The sequence below is a fragment of the Brevibacillus sp. GCM10020057 genome, assembly GCF_042683565.1.
GTDB lineage: Bacteria > Bacillota > Bacilli > Brevibacillales > Brevibacillaceae > Brevibacillus.
Genome location: NZ_JBHUJW010000023.1, coordinates 33,101 through 57,249, shown reverse-complemented (window position 1 = coordinate 57,249; position 24,149 = coordinate 33,101). Strand labels below are relative to the sequence as shown.

General features: G+C 55.3%; 22 protein-coding genes. 20 read left to right on the top strand and 2 right to left on the bottom strand.

From position 1 onward, the window contains the following. The first annotated feature begins 9 nt into the window (after positions 1 to 9). From ACFSO0_RS07165 to ACFSO0_RS07080, 18 genes are all read left to right on the top strand, one after another. Entirely contained in the window at positions 10 to 981 is a 972-nt protein-coding gene (locus tag ACFSO0_RS07165) for an ABC transporter ATP-binding protein (RefSeq protein WP_376878398.1), read from the top strand. 121 nt (positions 982 to 1,102) lie between these two features. Then, positions 1,103 to 2,764, top strand: a complete 1,662-nt coding sequence (locus ACFSO0_RS07160; protein ID WP_376878395.1) for an ABC transporter substrate-binding protein — start codon at positions 1,103 to 1,105, stop codon at positions 2,762 to 2,764. A 124-nt stretch (positions 2,765 to 2,888) separates the two neighbouring features. Next, entirely contained in the window at positions 2,889 to 3,899 is a 1,011-nt protein-coding gene (locus ACFSO0_RS07155; RefSeq protein ID WP_376878392.1) for an ABC transporter permease, read from the top strand. Between the two features lie 13 nt (positions 3,900 to 3,912). Next, the gene (locus ACFSO0_RS07150; protein WP_376878389.1) at positions 3,913 to 4,806 is read left to right on the top strand and encodes an ABC transporter permease; all 894 of its coding nucleotides are present in this window, start codon (positions 3,913 to 3,915) and stop codon (positions 4,804 to 4,806) included. A gap of 162 nt (positions 4,807 to 4,968) precedes the next feature. Further along, positions 4,969 to 6,060 carry a M24 family metallopeptidase gene (locus tag ACFSO0_RS07145; protein ID WP_376878889.1) on the top strand — a complete coding sequence of 364 codons (1,092 nt, stop codon included), beginning with the start codon at positions 4,969 to 4,971 and terminating at the stop codon, positions 6,058 to 6,060. A gap of 271 nt (positions 6,061 to 6,331) precedes the next feature. After that, positions 6,332 to 8,149 (top strand): translation elongation factor 4, encoded by a 1,818-nt coding sequence (gene lepA, locus ACFSO0_RS07140; protein ID WP_376878386.1) that lies wholly within the window; start codon positions 6,332 to 6,334, stop codon positions 8,147 to 8,149. A gap of 57 nt (positions 8,150 to 8,206) precedes the next feature. Further along, positions 8,207 to 9,349 carry a radical SAM family heme chaperone HemW gene (hemW, locus tag ACFSO0_RS07135; RefSeq protein ID WP_376878383.1) on the top strand — a complete coding sequence of 381 codons (1,143 nt, stop codon included), beginning with the start codon at positions 8,207 to 8,209 and terminating at the stop codon, positions 9,347 to 9,349. A 145-nt stretch (positions 9,350 to 9,494) separates the two neighbouring features. Next, complete coding sequence (gene hrcA / locus ACFSO0_RS07130) at positions 9,495 to 10,523, top strand: heat-inducible transcriptional repressor HrcA (protein WP_376878380.1); 1,029 nt, start codon at positions 9,495 to 9,497, stop codon at positions 10,521 to 10,523. A gap of 56 nt (positions 10,524 to 10,579) precedes the next feature. Continuing rightward, positions 10,580 to 11,119 (top strand): nucleotide exchange factor GrpE, encoded by a 540-nt coding sequence (grpE, locus tag ACFSO0_RS07125; RefSeq protein ID WP_376878377.1) that lies wholly within the window; start codon positions 10,580 to 10,582, stop codon positions 11,117 to 11,119. A gap of 50 nt (positions 11,120 to 11,169) precedes the next feature. Continuing rightward, a complete protein-coding gene (dnaK, locus tag ACFSO0_RS07120; RefSeq protein WP_376878374.1) occupies positions 11,170 to 13,002 on the top strand; it encodes a molecular chaperone DnaK in 1,833 nt (610 codons plus the stop codon). 151 nt (positions 13,003 to 13,153) lie between these two features. Then, positions 13,154 to 14,275, top strand: coding sequence for a molecular chaperone DnaJ (gene dnaJ / locus ACFSO0_RS07115; RefSeq protein ID WP_376878371.1), 1,122 nt, complete (start codon positions 13,154 to 13,156; stop codon positions 14,273 to 14,275). 69 nt (positions 14,276 to 14,344) lie between these two features. Beyond that, positions 14,345 to 15,286 carry a 50S ribosomal protein L11 methyltransferase gene (gene prmA, locus ACFSO0_RS07110; protein WP_376878368.1) on the top strand — a complete coding sequence of 314 codons (942 nt, stop codon included), beginning with the start codon at positions 14,345 to 14,347 and terminating at the stop codon, positions 15,284 to 15,286. A gap of 18 nt (positions 15,287 to 15,304) precedes the next feature. Next, complete coding sequence (locus tag ACFSO0_RS07105; protein ID WP_376878365.1) at positions 15,305 to 16,063, top strand: 16S rRNA (uracil(1498)-N(3))-methyltransferase; 759 nt, start codon at positions 15,305 to 15,307, stop codon at positions 16,061 to 16,063. A gap of 23 nt (positions 16,064 to 16,086) precedes the next feature. Further along, entirely contained in the window at positions 16,087 to 17,445 is a 1,359-nt protein-coding gene (gene mtaB / locus ACFSO0_RS07100; RefSeq protein ID WP_376878362.1) for a tRNA (N(6)-L-threonylcarbamoyladenosine(37)-C(2))-methylthiotransferase MtaB, read from the top strand. Then, positions 17,442 to 17,870: an NUDIX hydrolase gene (locus ACFSO0_RS07095; RefSeq protein WP_376878359.1), complete on the top strand. Its 429-nt coding sequence runs from the start codon at positions 17,442 to 17,444 to the stop codon at positions 17,868 to 17,870. The genes mtaB and ACFSO0_RS07095 overlap by 4 nt, the downstream gene beginning before the upstream one ends. 3 nt (positions 17,871 to 17,873) lie before the next feature. After that, positions 17,874 to 18,539 (top strand): deoxyribose-phosphate aldolase, encoded by a 666-nt coding sequence (gene deoC, locus ACFSO0_RS07090; RefSeq protein ID WP_376878356.1) that lies wholly within the window; start codon positions 17,874 to 17,876, stop codon positions 18,537 to 18,539. A gap of 105 nt (positions 18,540 to 18,644) precedes the next feature. Next, entirely contained in the window at positions 18,645 to 19,040 is a 396-nt protein-coding gene (locus ACFSO0_RS07085; RefSeq protein WP_376878353.1) for a CidA/LrgA family protein, read from the top strand. Beyond that, on the top strand, positions 19,033 to 19,698 hold the full coding sequence (locus ACFSO0_RS07080; RefSeq protein ID WP_376878350.1) for an LrgB family protein: 666 nt from the start codon (positions 19,033 to 19,035) through the stop codon (positions 19,696 to 19,698). The genes ACFSO0_RS07085 and ACFSO0_RS07080 overlap by 8 nt, the downstream gene beginning before the upstream one ends. A gap of 14 nt (positions 19,699 to 19,712) precedes the next feature. Here ACFSO0_RS07080 and ACFSO0_RS07075 read toward each other — a convergent pair whose 3' ends face one another. Next, positions 19,713 to 20,654 carry a Na/Pi cotransporter family protein gene (locus ACFSO0_RS07075; RefSeq protein ID WP_376878347.1) on the bottom strand — a complete coding sequence of 314 codons (942 nt, stop codon included), beginning with the start codon at positions 20,652 to 20,654 and terminating at the stop codon, positions 19,713 to 19,715. A 121-nt stretch (positions 20,655 to 20,775) separates the two neighbouring features. Here ACFSO0_RS07075 and ACFSO0_RS07070 point away from each other — a divergent pair, with 121 nt between their 5' ends. Then, positions 20,776 to 22,071 (top strand): class I SAM-dependent rRNA methyltransferase, encoded by a 1,296-nt coding sequence (locus ACFSO0_RS07070; protein WP_376878344.1) that lies wholly within the window; start codon positions 20,776 to 20,778, stop codon positions 22,069 to 22,071. A gap of 52 nt (positions 22,072 to 22,123) precedes the next feature. Here ACFSO0_RS07070 and ACFSO0_RS07065 read toward each other — a convergent pair whose 3' ends face one another. Next, positions 22,124 to 22,615, bottom strand: a complete 492-nt coding sequence (locus ACFSO0_RS07065) for a hypothetical protein (RefSeq protein ID WP_376878341.1) — start codon at positions 22,613 to 22,615, stop codon at positions 22,124 to 22,126. Positions 22,616 to 22,840: 225 nt separating this feature from the next. On the opposite strand from ACFSO0_RS07065, the gene ACFSO0_RS07060 reads away from it, so the two are divergent. Then, complete coding sequence (locus ACFSO0_RS07060; protein WP_376878338.1) at positions 22,841 to 23,971, top strand: D-alanine--D-alanine ligase; 1,131 nt, start codon at positions 22,841 to 22,843, stop codon at positions 23,969 to 23,971. Positions 23,972 to 24,149: the final 178 nt, after the last annotated feature.

The window sequence follows — 24,149 nt, the reverse complement described above, 5'->3', positions numbered from 1 at the left end:
AGCATGCAGGTGACTGAAGAACTGCTCGTCGTAAAAAACTTGAAAAAATACTACCCGATCACAGGCGGTGTCCTTGGAGGGGAGATTGGGGTCGTCAAGGCGGTAGACGATGTCTCGTTTTCCGTCAAACGGGGAGAAACGCTGGGATTGGTAGGAGAGAGCGGCTGCGGAAAATCGACGACCGGGCGTTCCCTGCTGCGGCTGATCGAACCGACTGCAGGAGAAGTGCATTTTGACGGGGTAAATGTAACGGCGCTCTCTGCGGACGAAATGCGCAAAATGCGGCGCGATATGCAAATCGTCTTTCAGGACCCGTTCGCTTCTCTCAATCCTCGTCACAATATTGAAAAGATTCTGGAAGAACCGCTCGTCGTCCACGGGATCGGCACAGCAGCTGAGCGGAAAAAACGGGTGGAGGAGATGCTGGAAGTCGTCGGACTGAGCAGCTATCATGCGCGCAGGTATCCGCACCAGTTCAGCGGCGGCCAGCGCCAGCGCATCGGGATTGCCCGGGCGCTGATGCTCAATCCCAAGCTGATCGTCGCAGACGAACCGGTATCGGCGCTGGACGTGTCGATCCAGTCCCAGGTGCTGAACCTGATGCAAGATTTGCAGCGCGACCTCGGTCTTACATATTTGTTCATCGCGCACGATCTGAGCGTGGTCCGGCATATCAGCGACCGGGTCGGGGTCATGTATCTCGGGCGCATTGTGGAGCTGACGAGCAGCGAGCAGCTGTACAGCACGCCGCTTCACCCGTACACCAAAGCTCTGCTTTCGGCTGTGCCGACGCCGGACCCGGACGCAGTTCGGGAACGCGTGATCCTGCAGGGAGATGTGCCCAGCCCGGCCAACCCGCCGAGTGGCTGTACCTTCCATACGCGCTGCCCTCACGTGACAGAGGAATGCCGCACCGTGCGGCCAGCCTTCCAGGATGTGGGAGACGGACATTTCGTGGCTTGCCATCTGTACAAATCATAGCTGGCGTCCAGCGTGCGAGCCGTCGGGTGCCTCGTCAAAGGGGGGATGCGAAGCAGTAGCGACTCAAACTGTTCTCTGCCAAGAGAAGAATCTGAAAACCTAGAAGAGGGGGATTTATTTCATGAAGAAGAGAGTTCTCTCTGCTGCCATGACCAGCCTGCTGGCGATCGCCATGCTGCTGACTGGATGCAGCGGATCTCAAACGGCGCAAAAGCCGGCAGAGCAGCCAAAGACAGAAACAGCAACGCCTGCAGCAGAACCGGCAAAATCCGGTCCCAAGCAGCTGATTGTAGGTCGCGGCGGCGATTCCGTCGGCCTGGACCCGATCCAGCAAACGGATGGCGAATCTTTTAAAGTGACGGAAAACGTATTCGATACCCTGGTAGGCTACGAGGAAGAGACCACGCAAGTCGTTCCGTCCCTCGCGGAAAAATGGGAGATTTCCCCGGACGGCCTGACCTATACCTTCCATCTGCGCTCCGGCGTGAAATTCCATGACGGCACGGATTTCAATGCGGAAGCGGTCAAATGGAACTTCGAGCGCTGGATGGACAAAAACCATCCGCAGCACAACAAGGAAGGCTATGAATACTACAACGACATGTTCGGCGGCTACAAAGGCGACAAGGATCACGTGATCAAATCCGTGGAAGCGGTCGATCCGCTGACGGTGAAATTCACGCTGAACCGTCCGTTGGCTCCGTTCATCCAAAACCTGGGAATGTCTTGCTTCGCGATCGCTTCGCCGACCGCCGTGCAAAAGATGGGACCAGAGAAGTTCAATGAGAACCCTGTCGGGACGGGTCCATTCATTTTCAAGGAGTGGAAGCGCAACGACACGATCACGCTGGAGAAAAACCCGAATTACTGGAACGCCGGCTATCCGAAGGTGGATAAGCTCGTCTTCAAGGTCATTCCTGAAAACACGGCTCGCCTGACTGCCCTGACCGCCGGCGAGATCGACCTGATGGACGGCCTGAACCCGGATGACGCGCAAACAGTGAAGGACAATCCAGACCTGCAACTGATTTTGCGTCCGTCCATGAACATCGGTTTCCTCGGTTTCAACGTGGAGAAAAAACCGCTCGACAACCAAAAAGTTCGTGAAGCAATCGCCTATGCGATTAACAAACCGGCGCTCATTGAAGCGTTCTTCGCCGGACTGGGCGAACCGGCAGTCAACCCGATGCCGCCTTCTATCTGGGGCTACAACAGCAGCATCAAAGATCGCGAGTTCAACCTGGACAAAGCGAAGCAACTGCTTGCAGAAGCAGGCTATCCGAACGGCTTCAAAATCAAGTTCTGGGCGATGCCTGTACCTCGTCCGTACATGCCGGATGGCGTGAAGATCGCTGAAGCCATCCAGCAAGATTTGAAAAAGATCGGCGTCGACGCCGAGATTGTCACCATGGAATGGGCTACTTACCTGGAAAAAACCAAAGCGGGCGAGCAAGAAATGTTCCTGCTTGGATGGACGGGTGACAACGGAGACCCCGACAACTTCCTCGCTACCTTGCTTGACAAAAACAACATCGGCGGCAACAACCGTACACGCTGGGCAAACGAAGAAGCCCACAAGCTGCTGATGCAGGCGCAATCTGCAACTACGAAGGAAGAACGTGAGAAACTGTACCAGCAAGTACAGGAAATCATCTTCAAGGATGTACCGATGGTTCCGCTGGCGCACTCCACTCCTGCGTTGGCTGCAAAAGCAAACGTCATCAACTACAAACCGCATCCAAAAGGCTCCGAGAGCTTGGAGAAGGTTGATTTCAAAGAATAGGGCAAATCGAAAACAACTTGCTGAAAGGGTAAGAGGAGAGCATCCCTCTTCTTGCCCTTTCCCTATGTATTTTCAACGCTTTGCTCTGTAGCATCGCAAGTCTTTTACTATGGAAAGCGAGGAGATGGCGTTGCTATCCTACAGCATCCGAAGAATTCTCATGCTCATCCCCGTTCTGTTGGGCATGTCCATCGTCGTTTTTTCTATTATACGTGCCATCCCAGGTGATCCGGCTCTCACGATTTTGGGGGAGAAAGCAAGTCCAAAGGCAATCGCCGACTTGCGGGAAGCGCTCGGTCTGAATGAACCGTGGTACATTCAATACTTTGATTATCTGAAGCAGATTTTGTCCGGAGACCTGGGGGTATCCTTGCACTCCGGTGCCAGCATTACGCAAGAAATTGGTCCTTATTTGGCGGCGACGACGGAATTGACGATCGTCAGCATGCTGTTCGCAGTCATTATCGGTGTAAATGCAGGTATTCTTTCAGCGTGGAAACAAAACTCCTGGTTTGACTACTGTGCGATGCTGATCGCCTTGATTGGCGTCTCCATGCCAATCTTCTGGCTTGGTTTGATGGAGCAGTGGCTCTTTGCACAAGAGCTGAAGTGGCTCCCATCAGTTGGTCGTGACAATTCGCGTAATCCCGTGGAGGCCATTACGCAGTTCTATATATTGGATACGCTTATCGCCGGACAGTGGGATCAGCTGTGGGAGGTCATCAAACATCTGATCTTGCCGGGAATCGCTCTGGGGACCATCCCGATGGCGATCATCGCCCGCATCACCCGTTCCAGCATGCTGGAGGTCATGCGTGCGGACTACGTGAGAACGGCGAGGGCAAAAGGTCTGGCGCAATTTTGGGTCGTCTACAAGCACGCCTTGAAGAACGCCATGATCCCGGTCCTGACCGTGATCGGCTTGCAAACAGGCTTGCTGCTGGGGGGCGCCGTGCTTACGGAGACGATCTTCGGGTGGCCGGGGGTAGGCCGCTACATCTTTACGGCTATTGGAAATCGCGACTACCCGGTGATTCAATCAGGCATTCTGGTCATCGCCACGATCTTCGTGCTGATTAACCTGCTGGTCGACCTCCTGTATGCCTACATTGATCCGCGCATCAAATATCGCTAGGGGGACAGGAGACATGGCAAATACTCAAGCGCAAACTGTACCTTTGCAAGTGAAGGACGAACAGATTCTTTCGCCTTGGCAGGAAGCCTGGCGGACCTTGCGGAAAAACAAGCTGGCGATGGTCGGGCTGTGCATCATTTTGTTTTTCATTCTCGTCGCCGTGTTCGCTCCGCTCATCGCGCCGTACCCGTACGACGAAGGCGAACTGGTGATGAAGAACAAGCCGCCGTCAGGAGAGCATTGGTTCGGCACGGATTACAACGGACGGGATGTATTCAGCCGTGTCGTGTACGGTGCGCGCATCTCCTTGTGGGTCGGTACGTTTTCCGTGATTGGTTCTGTTGTCGCCGGTACGATCCTTGGGCTGTTGGCCGGCTATTACGGCAAGTGGATCGACACGCTCATTTCGCGTCTTTTTGACATCATGCTGGCGTTTCCGAGCATTTTGCTCGCGATTGCGATCGTCGCCATTTTGGGGCCGTCGCTGCAAAATGCGCTGCTCGCCATCGCGATCATCAACATCCCGACGTTTGGCCGTCTCGTCCGTTCACGAGTCCTCAGCCTGAAGGAAGAAGAATTCGTCATGGCGGCGCGGGCCATCGGGATGAAAGATTCGCGGATTTTGCTCCAGCATATTTTGCCGAACAGCCTGGCGCCGATCATCGTAACCGGCACCATGGGGATTGCGACTGCGATCATCGAAGCGGCAGCTCTCGGCTTTCTCGGGTTGGGGGCGCAGCCGCCGGAGCCGGAATGGGGCAAAATGCTGTCGGACTCCCGCCAATACATCCAGAAAGCGCCCTGGACGGTCATTTTTCCGGGCTTGTCCATCATGCTTACGGTCCTTGGCTTTAACCTGATCGGCGACGGCTTGCGCGATGCGCTCGATCCAAGGATGAAAAACTAAAAGGCAAATCAACGGGAGGGAGAATATTCCCCTCCCGCTTTCGCTGTTCACTTTTTGGATAAAATTATGATTGTATTGAAATTTTCCGGAATACGCTTCTTTTTTTCAGAGTGAAATGGTATCCTCGCAGTAGACTACATTCGGGAAAGCCAGGTGACGAACTTGTTCCAGGAACGCATTCAGAAGCTGCACGATTTTCTCGTCAAACAACAACTCGATGCGGTGCTGATTACTTCTCCCAAGCATGTGTACTATTTGACCGGTTTCTTTACAGATCCCCATGAGCGCTTTCTGGGTCTGATCATTCCGGCGCATGGCGAACCGTCGCTGATCGTGCCTGCACTGGATCGGGAAGCTGCAGCAGCGGCTTCTTCCGTCCAAACGATTTTCACCCATACGGATACGCAAAACCCGTACGAAGTCTTGAAGCAAACCTTGCCTGCGAATATCAGGCAGCTGGGCATTGAAAAAAGCCACATGACTGTCGAACGATACGAAGCGATGAACGCGGTTGTTCAGGCTTCCCGCTACGTGGATGTGGAGGAGCCCATCCGCGAAATGCGTCTGATCAAGTCTGCGGATGAAGTCGCTCGTATGAAGCATGCGATCCGGTTGGTCGAGGATTCGCTGCGCGAGACGTTGAAAAAGGCAAAGCCGGGTGTAACCGAGATGGAGCTCGTGGCTGAACTGGAGTTCCAGATGAAGCGTCTGGGGGCAGAAGGGCCGTCTTTCACTTCGATGGTATTGTCAGGTGAAAAATCCGCGCTGCCGCACGGAAAACCGGGTACGCGTCAGGTGCAGGAAGGTGACCTGCTGCTGTTTGATATCGGCGTTGAGGCAAACGGCTATGTTTCTGATATTACGCGGACGTTTGCCGTTGGGGAGATCAACGACCAGCTGCGGGAGATTTACGAGACGGTCCTGGCCGCGAATGAAGCGGCGATCGCCGAAGTGCGTCCTGGCGTCACGTTTGCCCATCTCGACAAGACCGCCCGCGACGTGATTGCGGCGAAAGGCTACGGAGAGTATTTCATACACCGCCTTGGTCACGGACTGGGCATGGAAGTACATGAATATCCTTCTGTTCATGGAGAAAATCAGGACACGCTGCGCGCTGGCATGGTGTTTACGATCGAGCCGGGAATCTACGTGCCAGGTCTCGGCGGAGTACGGATCGAGGACAACGTGCTCGTGACGGAAACAGGAGTCGAAGTGTTGACGCAGTTCCCGAAAAACTTGACCGTCATTGGCTAGGCAGACGAATGCGGCGAAACCCGGGTCATCAAGTTGAAAGGTGCGGGCCTTCTCAGGAAGGTCCGTTTTTGCTTTTCTCAGGCACGGTGGCGGCAATGCTCCTGCTTTTTCCCTCTTTTTGCTGGGGAACTTGCAGTCTCGAGACAAATGCCCCATTCTCTTTTGTTGCGCCCAAAGTGATGCGTTTGATATAATTACCGTTAGTGTATTTTTTTGCGACCGCAATCCGGGACGTTTTGGATGGATTCGCGTGGGAGGGAACGAACAACACATGGATCGCCGTGAAAGACAGAAAAGGATACGAAATTTTTCCATCATTGCCCACATTGACCATGGGAAGTCTACGCTGGCTGACCGGATTCTGGAATTGACCGGCGCGCTCACTGAGCGTGAGATGGAAGCCCAGTTTCTGGATACGATGGAGCTGGAAAAGGAGCGCGGCATTACGATCAAGCTGAATGCCGTGCGTTTGAACTATAAAGCTGATGACGGTGAGGAGTACATCCTGCACCTGATTGATACCCCCGGACACGTCGACTTTACGTACGAAGTGTCCCGCAGCCTGGCTGCCTGTGAAGGGGCGATCCTCGTCGTGGACGCAGCGCAAGGGATCGAAGCACAGACGCTGGCTAACGTCTATTTGGCACTCGACAGCAACCTGGAGATCATTCCGGTTATCAACAAAATCGACCTGCCAAGCGCAGAGCCGGAGCGCGTGAAGCAAGAGGTAGAGGACGTCATCGGGCTGGATGCCAGCGAGGCCGTGCTCACTTCTGCCAAAGCGGGCATCGGGATTAAGGAAGTGCTGGAGGCCGTCGTGCAAAAAGTGCCGGCGCCGGAGGGAGATCCGGATGCGCCGTTGCAAGCCTTGATCTTTGACTCTTACTTCGATGCGTACCGCGGTGTCATCGCTTCGATCCGCGTCGTAAACGGGACGCTGCGCAAAGGCATGAAAATCAAAATGATGGCGACGGGCAAGACGTTCGAGGTGACGGAAATCGGGACGTCCACGCCGCGCCAGACGCAGGTGGAAGAGCTCACTGTCGGCGATGTCGGCTACGTGGCCGCTTCCATTAAAACAGTGGGCGATACGCGCGTAGGGGATACCATCACGGATGCGAGCCGTCCTGCCGCCGAGCCGCTGCCAGGCTACCGCAAGATCAACCCGATGGTATTTTGCGGGCTGTACCCGATTGAGACGAACGAGTACAACGACCTGCGCGAAGCTCTGGAAAAGCTGCAGCTGAATGACGCTTCCCTGCAGTTCGAGCCGGAGACCTCGCAGGCGCTCGGCTTTGGCTTCCGCTGCGGCTTCCTTGGATTGCTGCACATGGAGATCATCCAGGAGCGGATCGAGCGGGAATTCAACATCAACCTGATTACGACTGCTCCGAGCGTTATTTACCGCATCACGAAGACGAACGGCGAAGTGCTGGAGATCGACAACCCGTCGAAAATGCCGGAAGTGCAAAAGATCGAGATGATCGAAGAGCCGTACGTCATGTCCACGATCATGGTGCCGAAAGAGTACGTCGGCGACGTCATGCAGCTGTGCCAGGGCAAGCGCGGCGACTTCATTGACATGCAGTACATGGGCGAAAACCGCGTGCAGCTCAAATACGACATGCCTTTGTCCGAGATCGTATACGACTTCTTCGACCTGCTGAAGTCCGGCACGCGCGGATACGCCTCGTTCGACTACGAGCTTGGCGGCTACAAACCGTCCAAGCTGGTGAAAATGGACATTTTGCTCAACGGCGAGATGGTGGACGCCCTGTCCTTCATCGTGCACAAAGATACAGCGTACGCGCGCGGCAAGGTTATTTGCGAAAAGCTGAAGGAACTGATTCCTCGCCAGCAGTTCGAGGTGCCCATTCAGGCGGCGATCGGCCAGAAGGTCGTGGCCCGCGAGACGATCAGCGCCCTGCGCAAAAACGTTTTGGCGAAGTGCTACGGCGGGGACATCTCCCGGAAGCGCAAGCTGCTTGAAAAACAAAAAGAAGGTAAGAAGCGCATGAAATCTGTCGGTTCCGTTGAGGTGCCGCAGGAGGCCTTCATGGCTGTGTTGCGCATGGATGACAAGAAGTAGGCCTGACCATGTGTCAGGTCTTTTCCATTCTGTTAACGGAAAAGGAGGGGAAGGGACATGCAGCCGCAATCGGTTTACATCCACATTCCCTTTTGCACCAACAAGTGCTATTACTGTGATTTCAACTCATTTGTCACCAACAATCCGCAGTTGGTCTGGGACTACCTCGAGGCGCTGAAAAAGGAGATGGAACGGACCTTTTCCTGCCAGCCGCCGGGGCCGGTCAAGACGGTCTTTGTCGGGGGAGGGACTCCGACGTTTCTCGACCGCGCGCAGATGCGGATGTTTCTGGAGACGGTGCAGAATTGCCTTGGGGCATACTGGACGGACGATCTCGAATTTACGATGGAAGCCAATCCGGGCACGACGGACGTGGAAAAGCTGCGCGTCATGCGCGAGCTGGGGGTCAATCGCCTCAGCTTCGGCGTGCAGTCATTCGACAACGCTCTGCTGAAGCGGCTGGGCCGCATCCACGATACGGACGACGTGTACCGCAGCATCGACAATGCGCGCGAGGTCGGCTTTGAAAATATTACGATCGACCTGATGTTCGGGCTGCCTGACCAGACGATGGAGATTTTCCGCGATACGCTTGAGAAGGCGTTTGCGCTCGGCACGACCCACTTTTCGGCGTACAGCCTGAAGGTGGAGGAAAACACGCTGTTTCATACCTTGTACCAAAAAGACCAGCTTCCCCTGCCTTCGGAGGAGACAGAGCTGGCGATGTACATGCTCCTGATCGAGGAAATGGAGAAACGCGGCTACCTTCAGTACGAGATCAGCAATTTTGCAAAAAAAGGCTTTGAAAGCAAACATAATAAAACCTATTGGCTCAATAACGAATACTATGGATTGGGTGCAGGGGCCCACGGCTACGTGAACGGCGAGCGGCATGTAAACGCGGGGCCGCTGGCGGTCTACATGCAGATGAGCAAGGAAGGGCTGCCGCGCGTCGAACAGTTTGCCGTTCCCCGCGAGGACGCCATGGAGGAGCAGATGATTCTCGGCCTGCGCTTGACGGAAGGCGTGGAGCTGGAGCGGTTCGCGCAGCGTTTTGGCGTATCTGTACACGATATATTTGGAAAAATAATCGAAGAAGAGGTTGCCAAAGGGATGCTCGAGGAGCGGGACGGGTTCCTTCGCCTGACGAAAAGAGGGCTGCCGCTCGGCAATGAGGTATTTGCCCGCTTTTTGCGGTGATGCTTCTGCCGCGGCGAATTTTGTACCATTTTGACGGCGGAACACATGAAGTCCGTTGACAAATCCTTCTACTATTGATACCTTAGTAAATAGAATTAGCACTCGATGGCGATGAGTGCTAACAACAGGGAGGCGAAAGACATTTATGTTATCTGACCGTCAACAATTGATTTTGAATGCGATCGTCGATAATTACATTCATTCAGCCGAACCTGTTGGCTCCCGCACGATCTCCAAACGGGAAGACATCGGGTTGTCCTCGGCGACAATCCGCAATGAAATGTCCGACCTGGAGGAGCTGGGGTATCTTGAACAGCCGCACACTTCAGCGGGACGCGTCCCTTCTACCAAAGGGTACCGCTTTTACGTTGACAACCTGATTCAGCCGCACCTGTTGAATGAAGCTGAATTGGGGAAGCTGAAACAGTTGTTTGCCGAGCGTATTCTGCATATCGAGCAGGTAGTGGAATACACCGCTCAAATGCTTTCCCAGCTGACGAACTACACGGCCGTCGTGCTGGGGCCGGAGATTTTTGAGCATCGGTTAAAACATATCCAGATCGTTCCTCTGAACGAAAAACAGGCGGTGGCCATCGTGGTCACGCACACCGGCCGGGTGGAGAACAAGCTGATCGAGCTGCCGGATGGCATCGGGACGTCCGAGATCGAGCGTCTCGTCAATCTGCTCAACAGCAAGCTCACCGACGTGCCGCTCTGGCAACTGCGCCAGCGCCTCTACCAGGAGATTTCGGGCGAGATGCGCCGCCATACACAGCAGTATGAAGAAATGCTGAATCTCCTCGACAAATCACTGGTCCAACAGGAAGAGGACCGTGTCTATTTGCGCGGTGCCACCAAAATCATGGATCAACCGGAGTTCCGGGATGTAGAAAAGGTCAAGGACATTTTGGAGCTATTGGAGCGAAGTGACCAGCTTGTACATCTGTTCGGGACTCCGACAAACGGTCTCACGGTGCGCATCGGTCAGGAAAACCAGCTGGACGCGATCAAGCAATGCAGTATCATCACTACCTCGTATTCCTTGGGCGGCAAGCCTGTCGGAATGGTAGGGATACTGGGCCCGACGCGAATGGAATACGGCAAGGTCATTACCGTGCTCAACTATTTGGCGGAAGGCCTTTCGCGCATGCTGACTTCGCAGTTTGAGAAATAAATGGAAGGAAGGGCTCCCGGGATAGTAGCCGGGGTTAGCCGCAGGAGGTATCGACGTTGAGCGAGGAAAAGATCACGCAAGACCCGACTGCTGAAGAGGAGCAGACAGAAGCGACCGAGCAGCAAGAGTCGGCAGAAGTGAACTGGGAACAGGAAGCGGCCCATTGGAAGGCCCAGGCAGAAGAGCACCAGAACCGGATGCTGCGCGCCCTGGCTGACATGGAAAACCTGAGAAGACGTGTACGCAAGGAGCAGGAAGACCTGGCCAAGTACGCTTCCCTGAAAATCGTGGAAGAGCTGCTGCCGGTCCTGGACAACTTCGAGCGCGCCTTGGCAGCCGACAAGGAATCGATGACGCTGGATTCCTTGCTGACGGGCGTGAACATGGTTTACCGCCAGATGGTGCAAGTATTTGACAAGGAAGGCCTGACGCCGATCGAAGCAAAAGGCAAGCCGTTTGATCCCCATGTGCACCAGGCAGTGATGCAAGCGCAGGACCCGGAATTTGAATCCGGCGTCGTTGTAGAAGAGCTGCAAAAAGGCTACATGTTCAAAGACCGCGTCGTTCGTCCGGCGATGGTCAAAGTAAACGAGTAAATCCATTTCTCTATATCATTAGACAGTGATGCGTTAGGAGGACATTTAGTATGAGTCGCGTAATTGGAATTGACCTTGGTACTACCAACTCTTGTGTGGCAGTCATGGAAGGCGGAGAGCCTGTCGTTATTGCCAATGCGGAAGGAAACCGCACCACCCCGTCTGTCGTCGCTTTCAAAAACGGCGAGCGGATCGTAGGGGAAGCGGCGAAACGTCAAGCCATTACCAACCCGGACAATACGGTAATTTCCATCAAGCGCCACATGGGTACTTCTCATAAAGTAAAGCTGGAAGGCAATGAGTACACCCCTCAACAAATTTCTGCGATGATCCTGCAAAAGCTGAAAGCAGACGCAGAAAGCTATCTGGGCCAACCTGTGACGCAGGCAGTTATTACGGTTCCTGCTTACTTCAACGACAGCCAACGTCAGGCGACCAAGGACGCTGGCAAAATCGCAGGTCTGGAAGTATTGCGCATCGTCAACGAACCAACGGCAGCCGCACTCGCATACGGTATGGAAAAGTCGGATGACCAGACCGTTCTCGTATTTGACCTTGGCGGCGGTACCTTTGACGTGTCCATTCTCGAGCTGTCCGAAGGCTTCTTTGAAGTAAAAGCGACCTCTGGTGACAACCAGCTGGGCGGGGACGACTTCGACCAGGTCATCATCGACTACCTGGTAAGCGAGTTCAAAAAAGAACACGGCATCGACCTGTCCAAAGACCGCATGGCACAGCAACGTTTGAAAGACGCTGCCGAGAAAGCGAAAAAAGACTTGTCCGGCGTACTGACGACGACTATCTCCCTGCCGTTTATCACAGCAGATGCGACAGGTCCAAAACACTTGGAAATGAACCTGACCCGCGCGAAATTTGAAGAGCTGTCTGCTCACCTCGTAGAGCGCACCATGGGTCCTACCCGCCAAGCGCTCAAAGATGCAGGCCTCACTCCGAACGAAATCGATAAAGTCATCCTCGTCGGCGGTTCTACCCGGATTCCGGCTGTACAGGAAGCGATCAAAAAATTCACCGGCAAAGAACCGCACAAAGGCGTAAACCCGGACGAAGTAGTAGCGCTGGGTGCTGCCGTTCAAGCCGGGGTACTGACTGGTGACGTAAAAGACGTCGTTCTGCTTGACGTGACTCCGCTCTCTCTCGGTATCGAAACGCTGGGCGGCGTATTTACCAAGCTGATCGATCGCAATACGACGATCCCGACCAGCAAATCGCAAGTGTTCTCCACGGCAGCAGACAACCAGACAGGCGTGGAAATCCACGTGCTGCAAGGCGAACGCCAAATGGCTGCCGACAACAAAACATTGGGCCGCTTTACCTTGACGGACATTCCGCCGGCACCGCGCGGCGTACCGCAAATTGAAGTAACCTTCGATATCGACGCGAACGGGATCGTAAACGTCCGTGCGAAAGATTTGGGCACCGGCAAAGAGCAACGCATCACCATCACTGCAAGCTCCGGACTTTCTGATGAAGAAATCGAGCGCATGGTGAAAGAAGCGGAGCTGAATGCCGAAGCGGACAAAAAACGCAAGGAGCAGGTAGAACTCCGCAACGAAGCGGATCAGCTCGTATTCATGTCCGAGAAAACGCTGAAAGACGTTGAAGGCAAAGTCGATCAGGGCGAAATCGATCGCGCCAACGCAGCCAAAGACAAGCTGAAAAAAGCGCTTGAGGGCAACAACAACGACGAGATCAAGGCTGCAAAAGACGAACTGGCCCAGATCGTTCAACAAATCTCTGTGAAGCTGTATGAGCAGGCCGCACAAGCTTCCCAGGCTGCGCAAGGCGGAACGGCAGGCGGCCAGGAGCCGAAGAAGGACAACGTGGTTGATGCAGACTACGAAGTCGTAGACGATAAAAAGTAATCACGTTGGAGTCTGGCAGGGGGAGTTTTCCCCTTGCCTCCCCGCGATGTGACCCATGAAAGTCAAAGTCACGGAATGCTGACTTTGACTTTTTTTCAAGTCTGCCGCATGCTATGATAACAGTTGACTGTCATGGGAGTGATACTAGGAGATGAAACGCGACTATTACGAGGTGCTGGGAGTCAGCAAGGACGCGAGCGATGACGAGATTAAAAAAGCGTACCGCAAGCTGGCGCGCCAGTACCATCCGGATGTAAATAAAGCCGCGGACGCGGAAGAAAAGTTCAAGGAAGTAAAGGAAGCGTACGATGTCCTGTCCGATTCGCAAAAACGCGCCCAGTACGACCGCTTCGGCCATCAGGACCCGAACCAGGGCTTCGGAGGCGGTTTCGACGGCTCCGGCATGGGCGGCTTCGGAGACATCTTTGATATGTTTTTCGGCGGCGGTCGGCGGTCGAATCCGAATGCGCCGCGCAAAGGCTCCGATCTGCAATACGGACTTAGCATCGAATTTATCGACGCGGTCTTCGGGAAAGAAACCGACGTGGAAATTCCCAAGGAAGCGGAGTGCGATACGTGCCACGGCTCTGGAGCCAAACCGGGTACGGGCGTTGAGACTTGCAAGACATGTCACGGGACCGGACAGCAGGAAGTGGCGGCGAACACGCCGTTTGGCCGGATCGTCAACCGACGAGTATGTTCCGTGTGCGAAGGCAAAGGGAAGGTGTACAAGGAAAAATGCACGACCTGCCGAGGCAGTGGCCGCGTGAAAGTGCGCCGCAGAATTCATCTCAACATTCCGGCCGGTGTGGATGACGGAGCGCAACTGCGCGTCGCCGGCGAAGGCGAACCGGGGATCAACGGCGGACCTCCTGGAGATTTGTACGTCGTCCTGCGCGTGAAGAGCCATGAGTTTTTCGAGCGCGAAGGCAATGATATTTACTGTGAAGTGCCGCTCACGTTTGCGCAGGCAGCGCTTGGCGACGAGATCGAGGTGCCGACGGTCGATGGACGTGTGAAGCTGAAGATTCCGGCAGGGACACAGACCGATACGTTCTTCCGCTTGCGGGGCAAGGGCGTTCCTCATTTGCGCGGCAACGGACGAGGCGATCAGCACGTCAAAGTGCGCGTCATCACGCCGACCAGACTGAGCGACAGGCAAAAAGAACTGCTGCGGGAACTGGCGGAATTGTCGGGGGAAAAGCCCGGCCAGCACGGCGGGGAAGACGAAGGCTTTTTTGAAAAAATGAAACGGGCATTCCGCGGCGAGTAACAGCCGCGGTTTCGTCCGCTTCGGACAGCATCGGTAAACTAGGGAGCACACGTAGGGAGTGGTAGATTCGTGAAATGGTCAGAAATCAGTATCCATACAACAGCGGAGGCTACGGAGGCGGTTTCCAGCATTTTGTATGAAATGGGTGCCAACGGGGTCGTCATCGAAGACCCGGAGGTGCTGTATCGTGAGTGGGATACACCGTTTGGTGAAATCTACCAGCTCTCTCCTGATGATTTTCCGGACGAGGGCGTATTCGTCAAAGCATACTTGCCGGTTGACAGCAGCGAGCTGTTTGATGTCGTTGAGGAATTAAAGGAACAGCTGGCCCAGTTGACCGAGTACGGTTTGGACATCGGTGGGGCGACCATTGCCGTAAACGATGTGCACGAAGACGAGTGGGCCCACGCCTGGAAAAAGTATTACAAGCCTGTGCACGTCACCGACCGGATGACGATCAAGCCGGTTTGGGAGGAGTACGAGCCGCGTCATCCGGAAGAGATCATCATTGAGATGGACCCGGGGATGGCGTTTGGCACCGGAACCCATCCGACGACCATCCTCTGCCTGCGCGCCGTGGAAAAGTACCTCGTCAAAGGGGACCGCGTCTATGACGTTGGGACAGGCACTGCCATTCTAAGCATTGCCGCCGCCAAGCTCGGCGCCGAGCACGTGCTGGCGATGGATCTGGACGAAGTCGCCGTGCGCTCTGCCCAGACCAATACCGAGCTGAATGGCGTCAGCGAGAAAATTACCGTGAGACAAAACAACCTGCTGGATGGCATCGAGGAGCCGGTTGAGGTCGTCGTCGCCAACATCTTGGCGGAAGTGATCGTCCGCTTTACCGATGACGTGTATCGCGTGCTGAAGCCGCAGGGCGTGTTCATCGCGTCGGGCATCATCCAGGCGCGCGAAGCCGACGTGAAAAAGGCATTGGCCGATTCCGGTCTGGAAGTAGTGGAAACGATTATGATCGACGACTGGGTAGCAATTGTCTCGAAAAAAAGATAGAATAGTGAGGTTGGCGAGATGCAACGATATTTTGCCCTGCCAGACCACTTTACCGAACAGGAAGTCACGATTGTCGGAGACGACGTCCACCACATCGTAAATGTGATGCGGGCCAGAGAAGGCGAAGAAATCTTCGTCTCTGACGGAGCAGGCAGGTCTGCTGTAGCCAGGCTTGTCTATTTGTCTGCCAAGGAAGTAAGGGCGACTGTGGTCGAAATGCTCGCGGAGCAGCGGGAATTGCCGATTCGCGTGACGATCGGCCAGGGGCTTCCCAAAGGCGACAAGATGGAGTGGATCTTGCAAAAGGGGACGGAGCTTGGAGCGTACTCCTTTTTCCCGTTTTCATCGGAGCGTACCATCGTCAAGCTGGATGCGAAAAAAGAGGCGAAGAAGCTGGAGCGCTGGCGCAAGATCGTGAAGGAAGCAGCGGAGCAGTCCCATCGCAGCGTGCTGCCGCAGCTTTTGCCCCCGGTCTCGTTCCGCGAGGCGCTCGAAGCGGGAGAACAGTATACCCGCCGCGCCATCGCTTATGAGAAGGAAGGCGGCGCTTCCTTGCATCATGTGCTGTCGGACATGCAGGCAGACGATTCCTTGCTTGTCCTCATTGGCCCTGAAGGAGGTTTTTCCCCGGAGGAAGTGGCACAAGCAGAGGCAAAGGGTTTCCTTTCCGTTTCGCTCGGTCCGCGCATCCTGCGCACGGAAACGGCCAGCCAGTACGTTCTCTCCTGCGCCTCGTACCAGTTTGAACGGATAACTCCGGCACCACGCCAAGTTTGACCAGGAAGAAAGGAGGAATCGCAATGTCTACCGTTGCTTTTCATACATTGGGCTGTAAAGTAAACAGCTATGAAACAGAAGCGATCTGGCAGCTGTTTAAAAACGAAGGCTACGAGCGCGTCGACTTTGAGCAGGATGAAGCCGACGTCTACGTCATCAATACGTGCACCGTTACCAATACAGGAGATAAAAAGAGCCGCCAGGTGATCCGCAGGGCGATCCGCCGCAATCCGGACGCGATCGTCGCCGTGACGGGCTGCTATGCGCAAACTTCTCCGGGTGAGATCGCGCAAATCCCTGGTGTCGACATTATCGTAGGGACGCAAGGGCGGGAAAAGCTGCTCGAATATGTGAACCAGATCAAAGCGGAGCGGCAGCCGATCAACGCCGTCGGAAACATCATGAAAGCCCGTGAATTCGAGGAACTGGACGTTCCCAATTTTACGGACCGCACGCGCGCTTCCCTGAAAATTCAGGAAGGCTGCAACAACTTCTGCACGTTCTGCATCATTCCCTGGGCGCGCGGACTGATGCGCTCCCGCAAGCCGGAGAGCGTCGTGGAACAGGCGAAAAAGCTGGTAGAGGCAGGCTATCTGGAGATCGTGCTGACCGGGATTCACACCGGAGGCTACGGCGAAGATCTGGAAGACTACAACCTCGCCAAGCTGCTGGTTGACTTGCATCAAGTAGACGGACTGAAACGCATCCGCATCAGCTCGATCGAAGCGAGCCAGATCACCGATGAAGTGATCGAAGTCATCAACCATTCCGACCGTGTCGTGCGCCATCTGCACGTGCCCTTGCAGGCGGGCGATGACGATGTGCTGAAACGCATGCGCCGCAAGTATACAACAGCAGAATTCTACGAAAAAATGGTGAAAGTGCGCGAGGCCCTGCCAGGCGTGGCGATCACGACGGACGTCATCGTCGGCTTCCCGGGAGAGACCGAGGAGCAGTTCATGAACGGCTACGAGTTTATCAAAAAGATCGGCTTTGCCGAGCTGCACGTGTTCCCGTACTCCATGCGCACCGGCACACCGGCTGCCCGCATGACCGACCAGATTCCGGAAGAAGTCAAGCACGAGCGCGTCACCAGGCTGCTCGAGCTGAACCAACAGCTCACGCTCGCCTACTCCTCGCAGTTTGTCGGCGACGTGCTGGAGGTCATTCCGGAGCGTCCGTACAAGGAAGCGCCGGAGAGCGGCCTCTTGATGGGTTACTCCGACAACTACCTCAACGTCGTCTTCCCCGGCGATGAGAGCATGATCGGAAAAATTTGCAAGGTGCGACTGGATGAACCAGGCTCTGAATACTGCAAAGGGACCTTCGTTCGTGTGCTGGAAGATGAGCAGCTGCCCCTTTTGAAGGAGCGAGCCATATGAAGGAAATTTCGGCAGGAGGGGTCGTATATCGCGAGCAGGATGGAGTCTACATGCTCCTCCTGATCGAAGACCGCTATGGCAAGGTGACGCTGGCAAAAGGAAAGCAGGAGATCGGCGAGACGATCGAGGAGACGGCGTTGCGAGAAGTTTTGGAAGAGACGGGCGTGGCCGGCCGCTTGGGTGCCAAGCTGGACACGATCACGTATGTCTACCAGCATCCGGTGACAGGCGAGCACGTCGACAAGGAAGTCCACTACTATCTGGTCGAGGCGTACAATACCGAGATCACCGTGCAGCTGGAGGAGATCAACGATGTCCACTGGCATCCGGCAGCGGAAGCATGGGAGCTCCAGCAGGCGCGCGGCTATCGCAACAACGACAATGTGTTCCTCTTGGCATTCCAACAATTAGGGATAGAGGTGTAACGGGTGAATATCAATAAATATATCGACCATACCTTGTTAAAGCCGGAAGCGACGGCGGACATGATCGATAAGCTGTGCGCGGAAGCAAAAGAACACGACTTCGCATCGGTTTGCGTCAATCCATACTGGGTGAAGCGTTCCGCCCAATTGCTGGCGGGTACGGACGTGAAAGTCTGCACGGTGATCGGCTTTCCTCTGGGAGCGAATACGCCAGAGGTGAAAGCGGCGGAAACGCGCGACGCCATCGCGAACGGGGCGACCGAGGTAGACATGGTGCTGAACATCGGCGCGTTGAAATCCGGCGATCTGGAGACTGTCAAGCGCGATGTGGCTGCGGTCAAAGAAGCAGCAGGCTCTGTGCTGCTCAAGGTCATCCTGGAAACCGGGCTTTTGACAGACGAAGAGAAAGAAATTGCTTGCAAGCTGTGCGTTGAAGCAGGAGCCGACTACGTGAAGACGTCCACCGGCTTCGGGCCAGGGGGAGCGACAGTCGAAGATATCGCGCTGATGCGCAAGACAGTAGGTCCTGATATCGGTGTCAAGGCTTCGGGCGGCGTACGCGATGCGGAAGCGGCTGCGGCGATGATTTCAGCCGGTGCGACCCGCATTGGAACCAGCTCTGGCGTTTCCATCGTCACAGGAGCGAAGACGACAGGCAGCGGTTACTAGGAGCTAGAAAAGCCTGGCCAAGGATGGGCCGGGCTTTTTATACTTTTTATAGTAGATCGGTATTCTGGGAAGAGAAGCTCGAGGGAGAAATAGGGGGGAGCTGGGATGAAGATCGTCCAGGGCGTATTGATCCTGCTCGTCTTTTACGCAGCGGGCACACTGATGAACAGATGGCTGCAAATACCATTGCCGGGCAATTTGCTGGGGATGCTGCTTTTGACGCTGTGCCTGTGTACGGGTTGGATTCGTATGGAGTGGGTCGAGCAAGCGAGCGTTTTTCTGGTGCGGCATATGATGCTGTTTTTTGTCCCGATCATTGTAGGTGTCGGCTCGTACATGGGCTGGATCGTCAAAGCGCCGTGGACGATCGTTCTCTCTATGGTGCTCGGTCCGCTGGTGGTCATGCTGGTTGCCGGGCGCGTGGTTCAATGGTATTTGCAGCGTCAGCAAAAGCTTGTGGAGCCTTCCATGAAACAGGAAGGGAGGGCCATCGATGCTTAGTCAGCTGTTTGCGATCGTTGTGACGCTCATCGGCTACAGGGGAGCGACCGCGATCACGGCACGCCTTCCGCGGCTCCAGCCCCTCATCGTGGCGGTCGTTGTCGTCGGCCTCTTGTGGTGGCTGGTCAGCGGCGACTGGGAGGCATTTGCAGCCGGCGGCCAGTGGATTTCTTTCTGGCTGGGCCCGGCTACCGTCGCGCTGGCGGTTCCGCTGGCCAAGCAGATCAAGGAATTCGCCCAGATCTGGAAAGGCGTCCTGCTCGGCGTGGCCGTCGGGAGTGCGGCGGCGATCTTCGTCGTTTACGCCATCCACTGGTGCCTTGGTTCTGATGAGCTGCTCGTAAAAAGCATGGTTAGCAAATCGGTGACGACGCCGATTGCCATCGAGCTGTCCCGCTCTGTCGGCGGGGTGCCCGCATTGACTGCTTTATTTACGGCTTTGACGGGAATGATCGGGGTGTTGATCGCGCGCCCTGTCCTGAAGTGGGGCGGCATCCGGGAAGACTGGGCCATCGGTATCGCCGTAGGCACGAGTGCCCATGCCATCGGAACGGCCAGCCTGAACCGGATTTCCCCTGTACAGACAGCGGCTTCCAGCGTGGCGATGATCGTGGCAGGCGTCATTACCTCGATTTATTTGATTCCCTTTTCTTTTTGACAAAGCCCGTCTGTCTAGGCTCGTTTTCGCTTGTCCGGAATGAGCCACTGGATGAAGGCGGCGATTTGGCTGGTGAACGGCAGCGCGACCAGGGAGCAGATCAGGTTGAAGATCGTTTGAGAATGGGCGATCTGCATGGAAGGGTTACTCGTTAAAAGGGCACTGACCAGGGCAAGCTGTGGGAGAAGGGGCAAAAAGACAATGGCGCCTGCGACGTTGAACAGCGTGTGGCACCACGCCACTTGCTTGGAGGCGGTATTAGTGCCGATACTGGCGATAACGGCGGTAAAGCAGGTGCCGATGTTCGCCCCCAGCACGATGGCCAGTGCAGTCTCCATGGACAGGACGCCGTGCGAGAGGAGCCCCATCGTGATGACGGTAGTAGCTGACCCGCTGTGGATCAATCCGGTAAAAATGATTCCGGTGAGCAGCCCGACCCCGATCGAGTGGCGGCTCTCCATGAACAGCGAGCGGAACGTCTGCGACTGTTCCAGCGGCGCTCCCATCAGCTTCAAGATGTCGATTCCAAGAAAAATCAGCCCGAAGCCTGCGACGACGAGGCCCGTGCAGCGAATGTTGCGCCGCGGCATGAGCCAAAGAGCTGTTCCGATCAGGAGCATGGGGATGGCAAATGATTCCAGCTTGAGGGCGATCAGCTCAGTCGTGACGGTCGTGCCGAGATTCGTACCGAGAATAATGCCGACCGTCTGCGTGAACCCGATGATTCGGGCGTTGGTCAGCCCGATTGTCAGTACAGTGACAGCGCTGGAGCTTTGCAGGACAAAGGTGGACAAAAGCCCCATCCAAAAGCTGTGGACAGGCGTCTGGGTAAACCTGCCCATCCACTGTTCCATTTTTTTGCCGGCGAGGTTTTGAAAGCCGGCCCGCATGGCATACATACCGCACAGAAACAAGCTAAGCCCAAAGGTGAACGGGGCGAGGATGGACACGATCACAAAGCAAAATCCTCCTTCCCTGGACATACATGCGCCCTCCCCGAACGGAGAGGAAAATTTCTGACGATACTTATACGCTATGCCTGTACCGAGACGAGCATGACAAGGAGGCTCCATAACTGTGGCAAGAGTCTATTTGAATCAACATCGAAAAAAACGGCTGGAATCCGGCCATCCGTGGGTTTTCCAATCAGAAGTGCTGGAAATTCAGGGAGACGTTCAACCGGGAGAAATCGTGGAAGTGACCAACCACAAAGGCCATTTTCTCGCAAAAGGCTACATCAACCCCGCATCCCAGATGATCGTCCGCATCTTGAGCTACGATCCGAACGAAGAGATCGACTACGCTTTCTTCCTGCGAAAAATCAGGCAGGCCGCCCAGTTCCGCACGCGCTTTGTAGACAACCCGCGCGCCTGCAGGGTCATCTACGGCGAAGCCGACTTTTTGCCAGGCCTTATCGTGGACCGGTACGAGGACGTGCTCGTCGTGCAGGTGCTGTCGCTCGGAATGGAGCTGCGACTCGACTGGATTCGCGACGCGCTGGTGGAAGTCTTTGCGCCAGTCGGCATCTATTTGCGCAATGACGTGCCGGTGCGAAAGCTCGAAGGTCTGGACCAGGGGAAGGGAGTCCTGTACGGGGAGTGCCCGCGTGAAGTCCTGATCGAGGAAAATGGACTGAAGTATTACGTAGACATCGTGGAAGGACAAAAGACCGGATTTTTCTACGACCAGCGGGAAAATCGCGCGTCCATCGCCCCGCTGATGAAGGGATGGGGAGAAAAGCATGGCATCTCGCTGCAATCAGTCGATGTAGACGGCGAGCAAAAGCTCGTCCCGGTAGACAAACGGGGAAAGGTCGTGAAAAATCCGTTCTGGGACGGCGCCGAAGTGCTGGAGTGCTTTACCCATACAGGCTCATTTACGCTGAATGCCTGCAAACACGGCGCGAAAAAGGTGACGGCCCTGGACATTTCCGAGCACGCCATCGAGACGGCGAAGCGCAACATCACCTTGAACGGCTATTTGCACCGCGTACAATTTGTGGTAGCCAATGCCTTTGATTACTTGCGCGAGAGCGTCGAAGCCGGCCGCAGCTGGGATGTCGTCATCCTCGACCCGCCAGCCTTCGCCAAATCGCGGGGAGCCGTCAAAGGCGCCATTCGCGGTTACAAGGACATCAACCTGAACGGTATGAAGCTGGTGCGTCCGGGAGGCTTCCTCGTGACGGCATCGTGCTCGTACCACATGTCGCCCGAGCTGTTCCTCGACACCATCCAGGAGGCGGCTGTGGACGCGAAAAAGATTCTCCGCCTGATCGAGTGGCGGGGAGCAGGCAAAGACCACCCGCAGATCACTGGCGCGGACGAGGCGCATTACTTGAAATTTGCGATCTTTGAAGTGCGGGATCGGAAATAGGAGCAAAACAATCCCCCGTAATTTGGCTACGGGGGTTCTTTTGCCTGCAAACTCACGCGAATTGCTTGTCGCTTCTGACCCGGCGGACCAGCTCCAGGGACTGTTTTAACCCCAGTTCCTTGCCCAGCAATACTTGTCCTTCTGCCGGCGTAGCAGCTCGAGCCTGCGACATCATTTGCAGCTCGTGGGTCAGCAGGTGTTCGACCAAATACAGTTGCACTTGCCCGATTTCCCGCTCGCTTCGCCGGTCACGTTCGCTGTACTTCCGCTTTTCCAGGCTTTCCTCGACGTATTTGTCGATGTCGTTTTCCAGAAAGTGCGAAGCGGTGCAAATGATGTTGCGGTAGTCTTCCGTCTGGGAGGGAATGGGGCGGATGGCGTGGCCGAGATGAGCGAGCAGAAATTTGTTCAGAATGACGGCATTTCGCGTGTAATTGTTGTGCAAGAGGGAGTATTCTCCTAAAAATGACCCGCTGTCTTTGTCATAGCTGTGCAAGAGCGTATAGCTCGAGCAGTACGTGCAGTAGACCAGATAATCTCTCATGGACATCCCCCCAACATAAATAGCTCCATGAAAGGAAGTTTATATGCCATGATATGACGGATGGCGTCCATAGGTGAATCGCTTGAAATCGGGGGGCGGTTTGTGTATGCTGAGTGGTGGGCTTGGCCCGGTAAAAAGAGCAAAAGCTGGGCTTTTGCATAGCATGGGAGAGAAAGATACTTCGGCAGGCTCTCTGCCGCAGCAGAGAGGAAAGGAGTAAGGAAGATGGGAAACGGGAAGATTCGTCTGGGTATCATTTACGGTGGGAAATCCTCGGAGCATGAGGTTTCCTTGCGCACGGCCCTGTCCGTCATGAAGGCGGTGGACGCGAACAGGTATGAAGTGACGCCTATTTACGTTCAGCTGGATGGCTCATGGGTGAAAGGGGATGCGATCGCCGGACAATTGCCAGAGCGAATCGATGCACTCAGGCTGTCGCCAGGCAACAAAGAGATCACGGCAGACAACGACTCGACAGGACAGCAATTGGTTCCTTCCTCCAAGCCTGCTTCCCTGTTTTCAATCGGTCAGCAGGTGGATGTGATCTTTCCGGTGGTCCACGGACCGAACGGAGAAGATGGTACTATACAAGGGCTATTGGAGCTGGCGAACTTGCCGTACGTAGGGACGGGTGTGATGGCATCTGCGGTCGGCATGGACAAATGGATGATGAAAACGGTCTTTGCCCAGGCGGGGTTGCCGCAGGTGAAATACGTCGGCCTGCTTCGCTCGCAATGGGAGAAACAGCGGGAAGAGAGTATGGACAAAATCGAGCAGGAGCTCGGCTATCCTTGCTTCGTGAAGCCTGCCAATATGGGCTCCAGCGTCGGCATCAACAAGGCGAAAAACCGGGAAGAGCTGGCGCACGCCCTCGACATTGCTGCCAAGTACGACCGTCGGCTGATCGTTGAGGAATTCGTAAACGCCCGCGAACTGGAAATCGGCGTGCTGGGCAACGAAGAGCCGATTACTTCCGTAGTCGGGGAGATCATCGCGGCGAAAGAATTTTACGACTACGAAGCGAAATACAAAGGGGCCGGAACAGAGCTGGCCATTCCGGCGAATATACCTGAGCACGTGTCCACCCAAATCGCCGAGATTGCCAAGAAGGCTTTCCAAGTCCTGGACGGCTCTGGCCTTTCGCGCGTGGACTTTTTCTGGGATGAGCAAAACGACAAGCTGTACATCAACGAGGTCAACACGATGCCGGGCTTTACCCCGTTCAGCATGTATCCGATGCTGTTCCAGGCATCCGGCATCAGCTACAGCGAACTGATCGACAGGCTGGTCCAGTTGGGGCTGGAGCGCCACGCGGACAAACAGCGCAATATCGTGGAAGCGGAAGAGCTGGAGTGAATCGCTGCCCGCCGCGTTACCATAGGAGACAGAAAAGGATGCCAGCATGAGGGCATCCTTTTCTGCGTGTTCAGTATGCTGCATCGTTGCCATTTCTCATGCCTACTCGCCCATTTTGGGAAAAGTCGGCCGCAACAAAAGGCACCTGTGTGTCGTCAAATAATGGTCATACCTTCAA

Coding starts and splice junctions, on each gene's coding strand:
- ACFSO0_RS07105 (WP_376878365.1), top strand. CDS start 15,305: ATGCAACGATATTTTGCCCTGCCAGACCACTTTACCGAACAGGAAGTC.
- hemW (WP_376878383.1), top strand. CDS start 8,207: ATGCAGCCGCAATCGGTTTACATCCACATTCCCTTTTGCACCAACAAG.
- dnaJ (WP_376878371.1), top strand. CDS start 13,154: ATGAAACGCGACTATTACGAGGTGCTGGGAGTCAGCAAGGACGCGAGC.
- ACFSO0_RS07060 (WP_376878338.1), top strand. CDS start 22,841: ATGGGAAACGGGAAGATTCGTCTGGGTATCATTTACGGTGGGAAATCC.
- dnaK (WP_376878374.1), top strand. CDS start 11,170: ATGAGTCGCGTAATTGGAATTGACCTTGGTACTACCAACTCTTGTGTG.
- ACFSO0_RS07085 (WP_376878353.1), top strand. CDS start 18,645: ATGAAGATCGTCCAGGGCGTATTGATCCTGCTCGTCTTTTACGCAGCG.
- ACFSO0_RS07080 (WP_376878350.1), top strand. CDS start 19,033: ATGCTTAGTCAGCTGTTTGCGATCGTTGTGACGCTCATCGGCTACAGG.
- hrcA (WP_376878380.1), top strand. CDS start 9,495: ATGTTATCTGACCGTCAACAATTGATTTTGAATGCGATCGTCGATAAT.
- ACFSO0_RS07155 (WP_376878392.1), top strand. CDS start 2,889: ATGGCGTTGCTATCCTACAGCATCCGAAGAATTCTCATGCTCATCCCC.
- ACFSO0_RS07065 (WP_376878341.1), bottom strand. CDS start 22,615: ATGAGAGATTATCTGGTCTACTGCACGTACTGCTCGAGCTATACGCTC.
- lepA (WP_376878386.1), top strand. CDS start 6,332: ATGGATCGCCGTGAAAGACAGAAAAGGATACGAAATTTTTCCATCATT.
- ACFSO0_RS07150 (WP_376878389.1), top strand. CDS start 3,913: ATGGCAAATACTCAAGCGCAAACTGTACCTTTGCAAGTGAAGGACGAA.
- ACFSO0_RS07095 (WP_376878359.1), top strand. CDS start 17,442: ATGAAGGAAATTTCGGCAGGAGGGGTCGTATATCGCGAGCAGGATGGA.
- ACFSO0_RS07160 (WP_376878395.1), top strand. CDS start 1,103: ATGAAGAAGAGAGTTCTCTCTGCTGCCATGACCAGCCTGCTGGCGATC.
- mtaB (WP_376878362.1), top strand. CDS start 16,087: ATGTCTACCGTTGCTTTTCATACATTGGGCTGTAAAGTAAACAGCTAT.